This window comes from Shewanella sp. HN-41, from assembly GCF_000217915.1.
Taxonomy (GTDB): Bacteria; Pseudomonadota; Gammaproteobacteria; order Enterobacterales; family Shewanellaceae; genus Shewanella.
Window position 1 is genome coordinate 83,547 of record NZ_AFOZ01000028.1, and the last position, 16,909, is coordinate 100,455.

The 16,909-nt window shown below is 48.7% G+C and carries 10 protein-coding genes, 1 tRNA gene and 1 pseudogene; 5 read left to right on the forward strand and 7 right to left on the reverse strand.

From position 1 onward, the window contains the following. Window positions 1-5 precede the first annotated feature (5 nt). The 4 genes from bioD to bioB all read right to left on the reverse strand — a co-directional run bounded on the left by bioD (window position 6) and on the right by bioB (window position 4,176). Complete coding sequence (gene bioD, locus SOHN41_RS11040; RefSeq protein ID WP_007648880.1) at window positions 6-701, reverse strand: dethiobiotin synthase; 696 nt, start codon at window positions 699-701, stop codon at window positions 6-8. 54 nt (window positions 702-755) lie between these two features. Continuing rightward, window positions 756-1,583 (reverse strand): malonyl-ACP O-methyltransferase BioC, encoded by an 828-nt coding sequence (gene bioC, locus SOHN41_RS11045; protein WP_007648882.1) that lies wholly within the window; start codon window positions 1,581-1,583, stop codon window positions 756-758. A 173-nt stretch (window positions 1,584-1,756) separates the two neighbouring features. Continuing rightward, window positions 1,757-2,977, reverse strand: a complete 1,221-nt coding sequence (locus SOHN41_RS11050) for an aminotransferase class I/II-fold pyridoxal phosphate-dependent enzyme (protein ID WP_007648884.1) — start codon at window positions 2,975-2,977, stop codon at window positions 1,757-1,759. A gap of 146 nt (window positions 2,978-3,123) precedes the next feature. After that, window positions 3,124-4,176 (reverse strand): biotin synthase BioB, encoded by a 1,053-nt coding sequence (gene bioB / locus SOHN41_RS11055; RefSeq protein WP_007648886.1) that lies wholly within the window; start codon window positions 4,174-4,176, stop codon window positions 3,124-3,126. Between the two features lie 122 nt (window positions 4,177-4,298). On the opposite strand from bioB, the pseudogene bioA reads away from it, so the two are divergent. Further along, a pseudogene (bioA, locus tag SOHN41_RS11060) lies at window positions 4,299-5,641 on the forward strand (adenosylmethionine--8-amino-7-oxononanoate transaminase). Window positions 5,642-5,878: 237 nt separating this feature from the next. After that, window positions 5,879-7,480 carry a methyl-accepting chemotaxis protein gene (locus SOHN41_RS11065; RefSeq protein ID WP_007648900.1) on the forward strand — a complete coding sequence of 534 codons (1,602 nt, stop codon included), beginning with the start codon at window positions 5,879-5,881 and terminating at the stop codon, window positions 7,478-7,480. A gap of 46 nt (window positions 7,481-7,526) precedes the next feature. Here SOHN41_RS11065 and SOHN41_RS11070 read toward each other — a convergent pair whose 3' ends face one another. Then, window positions 7,527-10,967 carry a NahK/ErcS family hybrid sensor histidine kinase/response regulator gene (locus SOHN41_RS11070; protein ID WP_007648902.1) on the reverse strand — a complete coding sequence of 1,147 codons (3,441 nt, stop codon included), beginning with the start codon at window positions 10,965-10,967 and terminating at the stop codon, window positions 7,527-7,529. A gap of 174 nt (window positions 10,968-11,141) precedes the next feature. Between SOHN41_RS11070 and acs the strand changes: the two genes are divergently transcribed. From acs to SOHN41_RS11085, 3 genes are all read left to right on the forward strand, one after another. Then, on the forward strand, window positions 11,142-13,094 hold the full coding sequence (acs, locus tag SOHN41_RS11075) for an acetate--CoA ligase (RefSeq protein WP_007648911.1): 1,953 nt from the start codon (window positions 11,142-11,144) through the stop codon (window positions 13,092-13,094). A gap of 222 nt (window positions 13,095-13,316) precedes the next feature. Then, window positions 13,317-15,071, forward strand: coding sequence for a DEAD/DEAH box helicase (locus SOHN41_RS11080; protein WP_007648916.1), 1,755 nt, complete (start codon window positions 13,317-13,319; stop codon window positions 15,069-15,071). Window positions 15,072-15,131: 60 nt separating this feature from the next. Next, a complete protein-coding gene (locus tag SOHN41_RS11085) occupies window positions 15,132-15,392 on the forward strand; it encodes a GrxA family glutaredoxin (RefSeq protein ID WP_007648921.1) in 261 nt (86 codons plus the stop codon). A 72-nt stretch (window positions 15,393-15,464) separates the two neighbouring features. On the opposite strand, the gene SOHN41_RS11090 is transcribed toward SOHN41_RS11085, so the two are convergent. Continuing rightward, window positions 15,465-16,628, reverse strand: a complete 1,164-nt coding sequence (locus SOHN41_RS11090; protein ID WP_007648924.1) for a DcaP family trimeric outer membrane transporter — start codon at window positions 16,626-16,628, stop codon at window positions 15,465-15,467. A gap of 171 nt (window positions 16,629-16,799) precedes the next feature. Then, window positions 16,800-16,875, reverse strand: a tRNA-Lys gene (locus tag SOHN41_RS11095). Window positions 16,876-16,909 lie beyond the last annotated feature (34 nt).

Below are 16,909 nucleotides of genomic sequence, written 5' to 3' on the forward strand. Positions count from 1 at the left end.
TTGCACTACTTCATTAATAAGGGCTGGATATCAATAAAATTGGCGGCATGCGCCGCATCCGCCTGTTTAAGATGCGGAATACACCCGAGAAAAGGCGATGTCATCATCTCTTTGAGCGTGGCTAGATTTTCGTCGAACACACTCATATTCGGAACGACACAATTTGCCACCCAGCCAGCGACAGTTAAGCCGTCGGCCAATATCGCTTCTTGGGTTAATAAAGCATGATTTAAACAGCCGAGTTTCATCCCCACAACGAGGATCACAGGCAAGTTCAGCTGTTGCACTAACTCGGATAAATAGCGCCCCTCCCCTAAGGGTAAACGCCAGCCGCCCGCGCCTTCTATCAAACAAAAATCAGCCTGCGCAAACGCCTGCCTATCCAACTTTGCCAAAATCCCATCGGGGGATAAATTAACGCCTAGCTGTTTTGCGGCAATATGCGGGGCTATTGCAGGTTCAAAGCTTATCGGATTGACTTGCTCGTAGGTCAGTTTAAGGGAGGAGGCCGACATCAGCTTTAGTGCATCACTGTTACGTAAACCAAGCTCGGTGATTTCACACCCAGATGCGACAGGTTTTACCCCAAGACTTAAGAGCGCGGCGCCTGTGCGAGCAGCCTCACGGTTGAAGGCGGTCAAGAGCGCGGTTGACACTAAGGTTTTACCACTGTCGGTATCGGTTCCTGTTACAAAAAACATGATTTTTCCTTGTTAATCTGCCGCCAATCACGCGCCAAACCGTTGCTTGGAGCCTTATACCGAGCCGCCTTGGCGACGTACACGAAATTGGGCGATCTGATAGGTTAAAGGCAGGCCCTGTGATTCACGAAATCGTTCTGCGCGTTGTTGTAGAGCCTGCCAATCTCGGCGGCCACGCAATTGCCCCAAATGAGGATGAGGGTCGGAAGTATTGACGGTCTGTACTGAAGATTGTACCGATGCGCCTACCCCCTTAATGGAATAGAGTAAGGCTTTAAGATCTTGAAAATAGACGGTCATTGGCACAAGTTTGACATCAAAAAGTTGCCAATCCGTGGAGTCAAAGGCAGCTTGCAAGCTTTTAAGGGATAAGAAATCATTAACCCGCAAGCCAAGGTTCGATAGCTGCTCAAGGCTGCCCGCGGCTACGATACTCAGGTGCGCTTCTCCACCGACTTTCAGCACTCGGGCCATTTCGCTCGTCGCTGCCGAAAAATCATGGCACCACTGCAGTGCCAAATTGGAGTAAATATTATCGATACTCGCATCGGCAAAGGGCAATTGCTCGGCATTGCCGCAAATACACCAATGCTCAGGGAAAGTCGCTTTAAGCTGTTGCAGCATGCCTAAGGCGATATCGAGGGCATAAACCCTGATATCGTCGCCGGTGGCCTTGTTAGCAAATGCAGTCCCCGGCCCTGCGCCTATATCGAGAATCGCGCCCTTGGCTGAAAATCCTTGCAACAAACTTGCGCCGCTTAAACGCTGCAAACAGTTATGCTCTTGATAGCTCTTCGCGGCGGCGGAAAAGCGCTGCGCAATATGATCCACCTTACTCGCAGGCTCATGGGGATTAAGGCTAACGCCAAGCGGCATAGACATCACAGATTATTCTCACTTTAAAATCAAACTCTGATATTCAAACTCTCAACATTAAGACATTGAACAGGATTATCAGAATCGAACCACAATTAGTCGCAGCCTAATTCATCACTGCCAGGGCGACTATCATCAAACCATCGGCCATCGGTCATAAGCAGTATCGCGAACATGGTTTACCGCTCGGGACGCTCAGACACCCTAGGTAGTGCAACTTCGGCTAGCACTTGCGCAATCCCGTGAACGCAGCGCCGTATTGCCGCCTCGCTATGGGATGCACTTAAGGTAATACGTAATCTTGCCGAGCCGACGGGCACAGTTGGTGGACGAATAGCCCCAACCCAAATACCTAATGCCTTTAGTTTTTCCGCCACCAGCAAGGTTTGCGCCGCATCACCGATAATCAAAGGCTGGATCGCCGTGTCACTGCCAAGGAGTGGAATGGCCGCATCGAAACACAACTGCTTAAACAGCGAGATATTGCTCTGCAATTTTTGCCTAAGCTCAGGATGGGCCTCAGCGTATTCAACCGCAGCCAACGCCAAGGCTGCATTGGCGGGCGACAGCGCGGTGGAATAAATATATTCCCGCGCGTTGCTCACTAAAAACTCAATCAGTTGTCGACTACCAAGAATCGCCGCCCCCTGACAGCCTAATGCCTTGCCAAAGGTCACTATCTGAATATCGATAAGTTTTGAAGCTGGAATAAACTCAGTCGTAGTGCTCACAGCATCAACAACGCCAAAGCCATGGGCATCATCGACAATCAGCCAGGCATTGTGTGCGCGGCAGAGTGCGGATAAGGCCGAAATCGGCGCAATGTCGCCATCCATGCTAAACACACTCTCAGTGATCAGGGCCGAAACGGCGTTCTTCACTAATAAACGTGCGGCGCTTTCGGTGGAATTATGCAAAAAACGCTTAAAATCCGCGCCGCTGTCGCGCAATCCATCGATAATAGATGCATGGACTAGCTTATCCGCGAGTACCACATCCTGCTTATCGAACAATGTCTTACACAAGGTGGTATTGGCACTAAACCCTGAGCTAAAGAGTAGTGCAGCCTCAAATCCCATTATCTGGCACAGTTTGGTTTCGAGCGCTAAATGCGCCTCGCTGTAGCCCGTCACCAGTGGCGATGCGCCGCTACCGACGCCGTATTGCTTAGCGCCAAGGTGCAGCGCCTCGACCAATTCGGGAGCACGGGTGAGCCCTAAGTAATCGTTACTGCTGAAGTTGAGATAACACTGACCCGCTAAACCAAACTGGGGACCGACCTCACTGAGCGCAGTCTCTGTCGATAGTGCCAGACGCTGCCTCAACAAACCTTGTTCCGCTAAGGCTTGCTGACGGGCAAGTATTTTCGAACCCAGTTTTGATGTGAGTGATGAACTCATATTCTTACTCAACTTCTCTTGCTCAGCTTGTCTTGCTCAGGCTTTTCTTGCTCAGCGTAAGCGCCGTAAATCCTTTGGAAGAAGCGCTCCACCATTTAACGAAGCGCAAGTTCCACAGAGATATAGCCGTTGGTTATAGTCGTTGGTTATAGCGCCGCCGCATCATAAAAAGGCGCCGAGGCTTTATCTTGATGGGCCGCCGCTTTGGCTAATACCGCCTGCTCATCATCGATAGTCGCAGCAGCGCCCTGCTCAGGGCGTAAACCCAGACGGCGGAACAGGCCCATATCATCACTCTCTTCAGGGTTTGGCGTGGTCAGTAACTTGCAGCCGTAGAAAATCGAGTTCGCGCCCGCAAAGAAACACATGGCCTGCAGCTCATCGGTCATGTTTTCACGGCCCGCCGATAAACGCACGCGGGACATTGGCATTAAAATACGCGCCACGGCAATGGTGCGGACGAACTCGAGCGGATCTAAATCATCGAGTTTTTCAAAGGGCGTGCCCGCCACTTTAACCAACATATTGATCGGCACGGAATCGGGATGCTGGGGCAAATTTGCCAGTTGTTGCAATAAACCAGCTCTGTCTGTGGCCTTCTCGCCCATGCCGACAATGCCGCCGGAGCAGACTTTCATGCCGGATGCGCGCACATGGCTTAGGGTATCTAAACGGTTTTGGTAGGTGCGAGTGGTGATCACATCGCCATAATACTCGGGCGAGGTATCCAAATTGTGGTTGTAGTAGTCAAGACCCGCATCGGCCAGCTCATTGGCCTGCCCTTGGGTGAGCATGCCTAAGGTCATACAGGTTTCCATGCCGAGGGCTTTAACCTCTTGCACCATTTGCTTTAGGTAAGGCATGTCCTTTTCTTTGGGATTACGCCAAGCGGCACCCATACAGAAACGCGAAGCGCCCGCCGCTTTGGCACTGCGCGCCTCGGTCAACACGGTTTCCATCGCTAAGAGGCGCTCTTTTTCAAGGCCAGTATCATAACGCGCACTCTGGGGACAATATTTACAATCCTCAGGGCATGCACCAGTCTTGATCGACAACAATCGGCTGATTTGCACTTCATTGGGATCGTAGACTTCACGATGAATACTGTGAGCTTTAAATAATAAGTCATTCATCGGCAGCGCAAATAAGGCTTCGATCTCTTCCCGCTTCCAATCATGACGAACTTGCAACTGCGACATTGAACACCCTTTTATTTTTGTATTTTACCTTGGCTAGGATAACCTCAGCCCTTAAACTGTCAACGCCAACCAGTGATACAGGTTTACCACTGGCGATTTTATCACCAACACTGTGAGCTATGATGCGCAATTTACTCGATTTTGACTTTGATAGTGCCCATATCTGGCATCCCTACACTTCCATGACCCATTCTCTTCCCGTTTTTGGGGTACACAGTGCCAAGGGTTGCGAATTGGAACTCGTTGATGGTCGCAGACTCGTCGATGGTACGAGTTCTTGGTGGGCCTGTGTGCACGGTTACGGACACCCTGAGATTATCGGCGCCATGGAAAAACAGCTACATCAACTCAGCCATGTGATGTTTGGCGGCATTACCCACGCCCCTGCCATTGAACTATGCAAAAAGCTGATTGAGATGACCTGTGAACCGCTCACCAAAGTCTTTTTATGTGATTCAGGCTCCATTGCGGTCGAAGTCGCCATCAAGATGGCACTGCAATATTGGCAAGGGCAACAGCAAGAACGAACACAGAAACAGCGGATCCTGACCGTTAAAAAGGGCTACCACGGTGATACTTTTGCCGCCATGAGTGTATGCGATCCCGAAGGTGGCATGCATACCATGTTTGGCGAGGCCGTGACTAAGCAGTGTTTTGTCGACGCGCCGCAAACGCTCTTCGGCGAGCCGTTACGCCAAGATGATTTAGCGCCAATGGAGCGCATATTACGCGAGCAACATCATGAAATTGCCGCCGTAATTATCGAGCCCATTATGCAGGGGGCGGGGGAATGCGTTTTTACAGCCCAGAGTATTTATTAGGCCTTCGCAAGTTGTGTGATGAGTTTAATGTGTTACTGATCTTAGATGAAATTGCCACTGGTTTTGGCCGTACAGGCAAACTGTTTGCCTATGAGCACGCCAATATCACGCCAGATATTTTGTGTTTAGGTAAGGCCCTCACCGGCGGTTATATCAGCCTCGCGGCCACCCTATGCACAGATAAAGTGGCCCAAGGGATCAGCCAGTCTCCGGCGGGAGTGTTTATGCATGGCCCCACTTTTATGGGCAATCCGCTCGCCTGCGCGGCCGCCTGCGCCAGTCTGGATATCATCAATCGTAATGAGTGGCGCTCACAGGTTGCCGCCATTGAGCAACAAATGCACCTTGAGCTTAGGGACGCGATAACCATCGCCAGTGTGAAGGATGTGCGGGTACTCGGTGCAGTCGGCGTATTAGAAATGACTGCACCGGTCAATACCGCCTTACTGCAACAGCAATTTGTCGATTTAGGTGTATGGGTTAGGCCCTTTGCAAATCTGATTTACATTATGCCGCCCTATATCATTACCCCAGCGCAATTAAGCCAACTCACAGGTGCGATGAAACAAGTGGCCACAAAGATAGCATTAACTGACGACATGGCGGAGCAACAGACAACGGCATCCTTTATCAGCCACGGTTAAAACTCACACTTAAAAACCCTCATTCACACATTGAGCAAGACCATAATGGTAATCTTGCTCACATTTATTAATAATTTTTTATATTTTTTCATTTTACTTCAGTGTGTAACTGGAAAATCTGGCAAATACAGCAATGCTTATGTCGCTCAATTGTTATTGTCCATTTACACCAAGATTAGGTCACAACTAGATCGATAAAATAGTGCAGGACAACTATTTCAAAGACAAGGAGATCACATGTTTACCCTCGCTAATATTCCCGTTAACCGCAAACTCGCGTTGCTCTCACTGATAGCACTGACCGGAACCATAATACTGCTTGCTTTATCAATCAGCACACTGAAGCAAAATCTGATGGCAGAGCGAGAGGCAAGACTCAATGCGGTACTCACCTTAGCCATTAGCCGTATTCAGGCCCTTGAAAAATCACTCCCACAGGAACAAGCGCAACAAGCCGCTAAGGAGATGCTTAATGACATGCGTTTCGATGGTGATAACTATCTTTTTGTGATCGATGAATCGAGACATGTCGTTGTTCACCCGATAAAAAAAGAACTGGTTGGACAGCAAATGGGAGACCAAGGCAAAGAGCATTATTGGTTTAACATGGTGGAGCTTGGCCGCGATGGACAACAGGGGGTATTAGAATACCCTTGGATGACCAGCTCAGGAGAATCGGCGCAAAAATTATCATTGGTGATGGGCTTTCGGCCCTGGGGCTGGGTATTAGGCTCTGGCATGTTACTGCAGGACATCGAGGCCACTATTTGGCACCAATGTCTGCTCATGGGGGGGACTACCTTTGTGCTTATCCTCATCATGTTATTGTTAGGGTATATGATCAGCCACTCAATCACTCGGCCACTCGAGAATGTTAATAAGGCCATGTTAGCCATCGCTAAGGGAGATTTAACGGCTCAACTCACTATTAACGGCAAAGATGAATTGGGGATCTTGGCCCACAATATCAATCGAAGCATGCATGCTGTTCGCACCGCTTTAATGGAAGCAAGTCACAGCGCCGAAAATGTAGCACAAGCGTCGGCTCGCATCGCCTCAAGTGCGGAGGAAACCAATCAGGCAGTCAATAACCAGCGGGATCAACTCGCCCAACTGGCAACCGCCATGAATGAAATGAGCGCGACTATTGCCGACGTTGCCAATAATGCCGAAAGTACCGCAAGGGACACTAAAGAAGCCACCAGAGAAGCTGGGCTTGGGGATCAGGATGTCCATTCCAGCATTGAGGGCATCCACTCCCTCGCCAAGGAAGTGGAACAAGCTACTATACAAGTCAATAAGTTAAAAGAGGAGGTCATGCAGATCAGCGAAGTCACCGCCGTGATCAGTGCTATTTCAGAACAAACTAACTTACTTGCCCTCAATGCCGCCATTGAAGCGGCGCGGGCGGGTGAGCAGGGGCGTGGGTTTGCCGTGGTTGCCGATGAAGTCAGGCAACTGGCAAGTAGAACAAGACAGTCAACCGAAGAAATTCAACATACCATCTCACGCTTACAACAACGAGCCGTCAGCGCAGCCAATGCCATGGATACGAGTCGTGGACTGGCCGAAAAAAGTGTGGGTCAATCGGCAAAAGCCGGAAGCGATTTGTCACTGATCGTTAATCACATCAAACACGTCAGTGATATGGCAACCCATATTGCCACCGCGGCCGAAGAGCAAAGTGTGGTCGCCGAAGATATGAATCGCAACGTATGCGGGATCAACAACTCCGCTTTGGAAGTCTCTGGATCTGCAACCTACTTAGCGCAGGAAAGCGAAGGCCTGGCAGAATTATCTCTCCACCTAAACAGCAAGTTGGCGGTGTTTAAGCTATAAACTCACCTATTCTACGGTTAAAGCGCAGCTTGCTGCGCTTTGGTGATTAACGAGCCGACTTGACTAGGCTGGAGATCAAGGCTCGCAGGGCGGCGGGTTTAATCATTTTCGCCATATAGTGATAACCGCGGCGCTGTACATCTTCTATTAGCTCCTTACGGGTATTGGCGGTGATTAAAATTCCCGGCAGATCTTGTCCATAGAGGGCCCGAATGCCGTCCATAGCATCGACCCCATTTTGCCCATCATCCAGATGAAAATCCGCCAGCACTATGTCGGGAGCGACCCCTTTAAGGCCAAGCTTAATCCGAGCATCGGCAAGATCCTTGGCACAAATCACCTCGCATTGCCAACGACTGAGCAAGCTTTCTAACCCTGCGAGGATGGCTTCCTCATTATCGATACACAATACCTTGATCCCTGATAAGGGCTGCAACAGAGATGGTAGGGCCTTAACCTGTGGCTGACGCACGGTTTCTCCCCTTGGCACTCTGATCGAAAACACCGAACCCCGCCCTAACTGCGAGGAGACATGAATACTGTGCTCTAACACTTTGCTGATCCTATCGGCGATCGCTAACCCTAGGCCGAGCCCACTGACACTGTTGCTCTTAGGATTATTCAGCCGCTTAAACTCCTTAAAAATTTCTTGGATTTCACGCTCATCGATACCACAGCCCGTATCTAACACTTGAATTTCGATTTCGCTACCACGGTGACGACAACCAAAAAGCACTCGCCCTCCACGGGCATAACGGTAAGCATTCGTGAGGAAATTCTGTAACACACGTCTAAGCAATGACGGATCCGAGTTTACCGTTGCACTGCAGGGCAACATTTTAAAGCGAATATGATTATCCCCAGCCATAGCTTCAAATTCGACGGCTAAGCCATTGAGTAATTCCGATATGGCAAAATCACGGCGATTAACCTCTACCATGCCAGAGTCGAGTTTTGAGATATCGAGCAGATCCGTAAGCAACTCACCGGCGGTTTTCAGCGAGCTATTCACATGGGATAGGGTCGTACGCGCCTCACGGTCAAGATTAGGATACTGGGATAATGACGCGGTAAATAATCTTGCCGCGTTTAAGGGTTGCATTAAATCGTGCCCCACGGCAGCAAGAAATCGGCTTTTTGAGGCGTTAGCCATTTCTTCTAACGCCTTGGCCTCAAGCAGCTCACTGTTTAACATCGCCAGCTCATAGGTACGCTCGTTAACCCGACTTTCTAGGGTCTCATTGGCTTCGAGCAATGCCCTCTCCTGCTGACGATATTGGGTAATATCGGTAAAGGTCATCACAAAGCCACCATCTGGCATAGGGTTGCCTTGAATTTTGATCACTTTGCCATCTTTACGATGCCGCTCCGAGGTGTGGGGCGTGCCATTTCGCATATGTTGTACCCGTTTATCGACCTGCAACTCGATATCGCCTTGGCCGCAATACCCCCGAGCGGCGTTAAAACGGATCACTTCGCTAATGGGCATTCCTTGCTGTAAAAATCCTTCAGGATATTGATATAACTCCACATATTTATAATTCCATGCCACCAAATTTAAATCGCTGTCGATAACGCTCATGCCCTCATAGGCATGCTCAATCGCGCCCCGCAGCATATCTTGGCTAAGCATAATTTTGGATGAGGCTTCATCGACCAGACTAAAGACCTCATCCAAGGCTAAATCCCGCCCCTGCAGCACAGAGTCCATCACCAAAGCCGCGCTTGAAGCTCCAAGTACCCCAGCGAGTAAGCGTTCAGTATGGGAAATCAGTTCCGGTGGCGCCGCCTTATGCCAGCTATCACTCTTCACCGCATCGCTGGAAAAGTGGCTAAAACTTTCATAGGCGCGACTTGGGCTCACAAAGCGACTAGCAAGGATCAGCAGATCCTGCTGGGAAATAGGGCCATTCTTTTTATTCGCACTGTTTCTTAACTTACCGGGGCTGACAAATGCACTGGCTTGAATACGCTCAGCCACCCCGGCCCTAAACCAAATTGACCCCAAAACATAACAGACTATATTGGCCAATAATGCCGTCAGAGCATCGCGCACATTGGGGGTAATGGCATCTAATAGATCAAAATCATTTGAAACTAACGCCGCCGCACTATGGCTATCCGTCATACCTTGAAGCATGATGTAAAACCACAGGCTAAAACCGACGCCAAGCCCTAAAAAGACGCCGGCACGATTACCGTGCTTCCAATAGAGTCCACCAACCAGCGCAGGGGCAAGCTGGGCAAACGCACCAAAGGACAACATCCCAAGGTGCGACAGTGAATCACTGTCAGCCAGCGCCAGATAACTGCCATAACCCAATCCGAGGATGATCACAATCGCCAAACGGCGCGCATTGAGTAACAACTGGGAAAACTGGCTAAAATTTTTCTCACGGATATACCCTGTTCGCAGCATCACAGGCACGAGCCATTCATTACTGACCATCACACTGATGGTCACCACAGCTACTATTACCATCCCTGTGGCGGCGGATAACGTTCCCAGCAGCGCGATAACCGCCAATAGCGGTTGCTCTAAAGTGAGTGGAAGATTAATCACATAGGTATCGGCGGCAACGGTATCCCCAAGAATGATCTGTCCTGCCAAGGCGAGTGGCCCAACAAATAATCCAAACAGCGCCAGGTAAAGCGGAAATAACCAGCGTCCCTTAGCAAGCACAGACTCATCGGCGCACTCCACCACCATCACATGGAACTGGCGGGGCATACATAAAAATGCCGCCATGCCGACCAATAACTCCGGCATTAAGGCTTCGATACGCGGATTGGGATAATTGATTAAGGACTTAGCGCTGGCCTGTTGCCAGATATCGCCAAAACCATCAAACACCCCAAAGCTGATGACTATACCTACCAATAGAAACGCCGCCAGTTTAACCAAAGACTCGAAGGCGATCGCCAGCATCATACCGGGATTATGTTCGGTGGCATCGAGCTTACGGGTACCAAATAAAATAGCAAAAATAGCCAACAACGCAGTGATCAACAATGGAACCGTCACACCATCGAGGGGATCATCCGCGGGTTGAAAGAGGTTTAAACTGAAGACCATGGCCTTAAGCTGCAGCGCTATGTAGGGCATGATGCCAAATAGCGCGATCAAAGTGACCAAGGCCGCTAGGGTTTGCGATTTACCGTAACGGGCGGCGATAAAGTCAGCAACAGAGGTGATATTTTGTGCCTTTGACACTAATACCATCTTGCGCAACATGCCAAAACCTAAGGTAAAGATCAGAATGGGGCCAATAAAAATCGGCAAGAAAGACCACAAATCCTTAGCCGACTGCCCCACTGTGCCTAAAAAGCTCCAGGATGAGCAATAAACGGCAAGGCTTAGGCCGTAAATTCCCACTTGCAGTTTCTTGGTTACGCCACTGAACCAACGTTCAGCCCCCCAAGCGAGTAGGAATAAAAGTGATACATAACAAACAGCAATAACGGAAACAACTAAGGTTAAATTCATATTTTGCTCTTTTTTCCGTTATTGTGCGATAAAAAATGGCTGAAATCTAGCCAGAATTTAAACTGCAACAGTCTAAATATAAAGGAAATTTTAAAACTAGACCAAGGTCTAATGGAGTTGTCTCCCCCTTGCATACCATACTCAGACCACGCAATTTTTCAAAAGGGAAGCCCTATGAGCTCGCAGTCTCTCTACAAAGTCTCCGGCAATATCGCTGCCAATGCACTTGTAAACAACGAACAATATAAAAAAATGTACCAAGAGTCGATTGTCAATCCAGAGGGTTTCTGGAGGGAACAGGGCAAACGCATCGATTGGATAAAGCCTTACACTAAAATCAAAAAAACCTCATTCGACGATCACAACCTTTCCATCAACTGGTTTTACGATGGCACGCTCAACGCATCCGCTAACTGTCTCGATCGCCATCTGGGTGAGCACAGTGACCGTGTCGCCATCATTTGGGAAGGCGATAATGCCAGCGAGCAACGTAAAATTACCTACGGCGAGCTACATACTCAAGTATGCAAATTTGCTAACGCCCTGCGCAGTCAAGGTGTTCGCCGTGGTGATATAGTAACTATTTATATGCCAATGGTCCCTGAGGCCGCCGTGGCAATGTTGGCCTGTGCCCGTATCGGTGCGGTTCACTCTGTGGTCTTTGGCGGTTTTTCTCCAGACTCTATCGCTTCGCGCGTGATCGATGGTAAGTCGAAGGTAGTCATCACCTCCGATGAAGGGATGCGCGGTGGCCGTGCTATTCCACTTAAACGCAATATCGATGATGCACTTAAACACCCCGATGTGACTAGCGTTGAGAAAGTGATTGTACTAAAACGTACTGGCGGCAAAATTGACTGGGTTGAAGGCCGTGATGTCTGGTGGCATTCTTTAGTTGAAACCGCATCGGAGCATTGCACCGCAGAGGAAATGGGCGCAGAAGATCCGCTGTTCTTACTATACACCTCTGGTTCAACGGGTAATCCAAAGGGTGTACTGCATACTACCGGCGGTTATATGGTGTATGCCTCTATGACCCATGAATATGTGTTTGATTACAGGCCCGGCGAAGTGTATTGGTGCACTGCCGACGTGGGTTGGATCACAGGTCATTCCTATATGGTCTACGGCCCACTCGCCAATGGCGCCACAGTGCTTATCCATGAGGGCGTACCCAATCATCCAAGCCCTGCTCGTCTAGGCGAGATGATTGACCGCCATAAAGTTAACATTCTTTATACCGCCCCCACCCTTATCCGCGCATTAATGGCGGAGGGCAAACAGCACTTCGACAAGTTTGATGGCAGTAGTTTACGCATCATGGGATCGGTCGGTGAGCCCATCAACCCTGAAGCTTGGCGTTGGTATCATGAAGTCATTGGCCATGATCATTGCCCTATCGTCGATACTTGGTGGCAAACAGAAACTGGCGGTATTTTAATTACCCCACTGCCCGGCGCGACCGATACTAAACCCGGCTCGGCGACCCGCCCCTTCTTTGGCGTGCAACCCGCTCTCGTGGACAATATGGGGAATATTTTAGAGGGCGCGACCGAGGGCAACTTAGTATTACTCGACTCTTGGCCGGGCCAAATGCGCACTGTTTATGGTGACCATGACAGATTCGTGCTGACCTACTTTAAAACCTTCCGCGGTATGTATTTCACCGGTGACGGTGCCCGCAGGGATGAAGACGGTTACTACTGGATTACTGGCCGTGTGGATGATGTGATTAACGTCTCCGGCCACAGATTGGGTACCGCAGAGGTTGAAAGTGCACTCGTTTCACACGAGTTAGTTGCAGAGGCCGCCGTTGTGGGCTATCCCCATGATATTAAAGGTCAAGGTATTTATGCCTATGTGACGTTAACCCGTGGCACCGAAGAGAGTGAAGAGCTTCGTCAGGAGCTGCGTCAATGGGTTCGTAAAGAAATTGGCGCACTGGCGACGCCGGATCTCATTCAATGGGCAAGCGGTTTACCTAAGACACGTTCAGGCAAAATTATGCGCCGCTTCCTGCGTAAAATTGCTGCAAACGAGGTGACCAATTTAGGGGATGCATCCACTTTAGCCGATCCAGCGGTTATCGAAACCTTGATTGAAACCCGTTTAAATCGTACCGAGTAACCAAGCAAACTCTGCGCTTAATCGTTCACCATTTTTGATTAAGCGCAGCCTATTTCCATGGGTAACCTTGAGTTAATCCAACCCTGTTGAGAAAGTGCTGATTGCCCCTTTCTCTCGCTTGCCCCTCCAACCAAGGGGCATTTTTTTTACCTTATATGCTAAGCTTGGCAACTCACTCATCTTCAACATAGATTTTTCGCCAGCGTGTCCATCAAACCCAGCATGTCAGTCACACTGAGAGACTATCAACAACAAGCGGTCGATGCTGCCCTTAAGCATTTTAGGCAAAGCACTGATTCTGCCGTATTAGTATTGCCTACAGGTGCGGGTAAGAGCATAGTGATCGCCGAACTTGCACGCATTGCTAAAGGGCGAGTGCTAGTGCTCACCCATGTGAAGGAACTCGTCGCACAAAACGCTCAGAAAGTTGGCTTGCTCACTACCGAGGCCAGCATCTATGCCGCAGGGCTCAATCAAAAAGCCAGCGATGGCAAAACCGTGGTCGCCAGTATTCAATCGGCGGCGAGGGCGTTATCTCAATTTGATGGGGCTTTTTCCCTAGTGATTATCGATGAATGCCACAGGGTCAGTTTAGAAAAAACCAGTCAGTACCAACAACTGCTCACACATTTACGCCAACAAAATCCACAGCTGCGCTTGTTAGGCCTAACGGCAACCCCCTATCGTCTTGGCACAGGTTGGATTTATAAGCAGCATTACCACGGCAAGGTCGGTTCCCCTGAACTGGGTGTATTTGAACAGTGTATTTTTGAATTGCCGCTAAGACCGTTGATAAAACAAGGTTACTTAACACCACCAACATTATTTGATGGTCTGAGTGCCCAGTATGACTTCAGCCGCATTAAGCCCAATGAAAATGGTGAATATCCCGAAACTCAAGTCAATGACTTGCTTGACCATGCAGGGCGAGCGACAACGGCTATCGTGCAACAACTGATAGAACTGAGTCATCATCGTAGGGGCATTATTATCTTTGCAGCCACGGTGCGCCATGCCGAAGAAATCTTCGCCCTGCTTTGCAAGGAACATAGCCAACAGAGCGCCATAGTGACGGCGCAAACCCCAGATAGTGAGCGTGATCGTTTAATCGAACGCTTTAAGACGCAAACGCTTAAATTTCTGGTCAATGTAGCCGTATTGACGACAGGCTTCGATGCTCCCCATGTTGATCTCATCGCCATATTACGCCCTACGGCCTCAGTGGGCTTGTTTCAACAGATGATTGGCCGAGGACTCAGAATAAGCGAAGGGAAAAAAGACTGTTTAGTCATTGATTATGCGGCAAATGGCTATGATTTATATTTCCCCGAGGTCGGCCAAGTTAAGCCAAATAGCAAGTCGGTCCCTGTCCAAGTTCACTGCCCTGAATGTCATTTTGCCAATATTTTCTGGGGACTGACGGATAATGAGGGTGACATTATCGAACACTATGGTCGCCGCTGTCAGGGTATAGTCGAGGTCCAAGGTCAAAAGCGGCAGTGTGATTTTCGATTTCGCGCTAAATCTTGCCCTGATTGCGGTGGGGAGAATGATATCGCTGCGCGTATTTGTCAGCATTGTCAGTCCACATTAATCGATCCAGATAAACGCCTTAAGCAAGTGTTGAATAAGCAGCATCATCACCTATTTCGCTGCCAAGATATGCTGCTCATTGACGATGATGGCAATCTCAAGATCCAGTACCTTGATATCGATGGTAATAGCTTTATTCGTCGCTTTAAGCTGCAAACGCCAGCCCAGTGGCGGGCACTGTATGCGCTGTTTATTTTTCCCCATAGCCGTACACCGGGATTAAAACCGAAAAAGTACACTAAGGTGACCGAATTAATCCGCGATGCGGATACATTCCGCCTGCCCGATCTTTTGCTGTTAAAGAAGCATAAAAAAGGCTGGGATTTAGTCGAAAGCTATTTTGATTATCAAGGCCGCTATCAAACTGAAAATAAACTGAGCTGACATTATCAATTCCCCTATGCCTATGGTATAAAACGCATAAAGTAATCCTAAGGAGCTATTATGTTCGTTGTTATCTTTGGCCGTCCCGGCTGTCCTTATTGCGTGCGAGCGGTACAACTGTCTGAGCAACTCGTTGAAAAACGTGATGACTTCAAATTTAGATATGTCGATATCCACGCCGAAGGCATTTCTAAAGCGGATCTTGAAAAAACAGTGGGTAAGCCAGTGGAAACCGTTCCACAGATTTTCGTTGATGAAAAGCACGTGGGCGGCTGTACAGACTTCGAACAATATGTTCGAGATAACAATCTGTTAGGCTAAGTAACATCAATAAGCCTATCCCATAAATTGAAGGAGACCTAGGTCTCCTTCTTGTTTAGCGAAATAATAAACTTACAGCACATATTTGGCAGAGAACATAATGCGGCTTAGATCACCGTCATCACCATTCTCTTTGCTATTTTTCGCATAAATATATTCGACCCCGAAAGTCAGCGGCTTACTTGGAGAATACAATAGGTTGATATAGCCAGAATAAGCATCCTTATTCACCCCAGTCCCCGTTAATGTCACATCATTGTCCGCCTGCATCCCCGATAGTGTCACACTCGTGCGCCACTGTTCATTCCACCAGTGACGGTAAGAGACAAAGCCACCAAAGGTACGAATGGATTCTATATCGCCATCGGCATCCAGCACGCCCGCATTGATATAATTAAGTGCCATATAACGACCTAATCCCTCACCATAAGTCGCAGTAAAACGAATATCATCTTTGCCAACCGGAATAATACCCGCCACACTCGCACCATATCCCAGTGCCGAACTGTCGATTTCAGTTGCACCGATTTTAGTCTCTAAATCCAGCTGGCGAGCAATGCCCGCAAAGGAGAAAGAAGCGCCACCTTCAGTTTTAAGGTTATAACGAGCAACCACATCTGGGATCACACCATTACCACTGGTGATACGCGCCCCGCCCTGATACGGTGTTATTGTGGTTTCAGGGTTTTCAATCGCGACTTGGAAATTACCTTGGGTATAACGCAATAAAGATTGGCGCACAAAGGGAGTACCATCGGCGGCACCAACAAAATCGAGGTTTTCAGGCAAAGCAGCAGGATTTTGGAATGTGGACCACGTTTGACCGACGGTCCAATTATCATAGGAAACAAAAGCATGGCGAATACGGGGCGAGTAACTATTGGAGACGCGCTCATTACCATCGGTGTGCGTCATAAAATCCAACTCGATAAAACCAGAGAGTTTATGGCCATCTAAATCCGTCGCAGCTTTAAAGTTGAAACGGGTTTCACGGGCTTGAAAGTCAACGACTTGATTGCCATTACCCTCTTTACCGTAAATAGTACCTGGCACATAAAACTGGCGGGATAAATCGCCAGAATCCGGCGCACCATTGCCATAATCACTAAACATGATGTCCGCTTTAATATAGCCACCAAATTCAATATCGGTATCTTTTAACGAAGCTGCATTGGCCGAGCTTGCAAGTGCCAATAAAGTTGCAGTGTAGAGCAAGTTAAGTTTTACTTGTTTCATTTTCTATCTCCCCAGTTGTTATTATTTGTCCGCAGCCAATATGGACAATTTAACAAAGGAGTAACATTGGCAATAAGTCTATGAGACAAAAGTAGAAAATGCCGTGAAACAAATTAGCAATGCTTAGTGAATGTATAGCGAAAGGGAATTTTTACTTGGGGATATAAAGAGTGGTGGGTCGTGAAGGATTCGAACCTTCGACCAATTGGTTAAAAGCCAACTGCTCTACCGACTGAGCTAACGACCCATCTATTTGGTACTGCAATGTTTAAACTCTTACT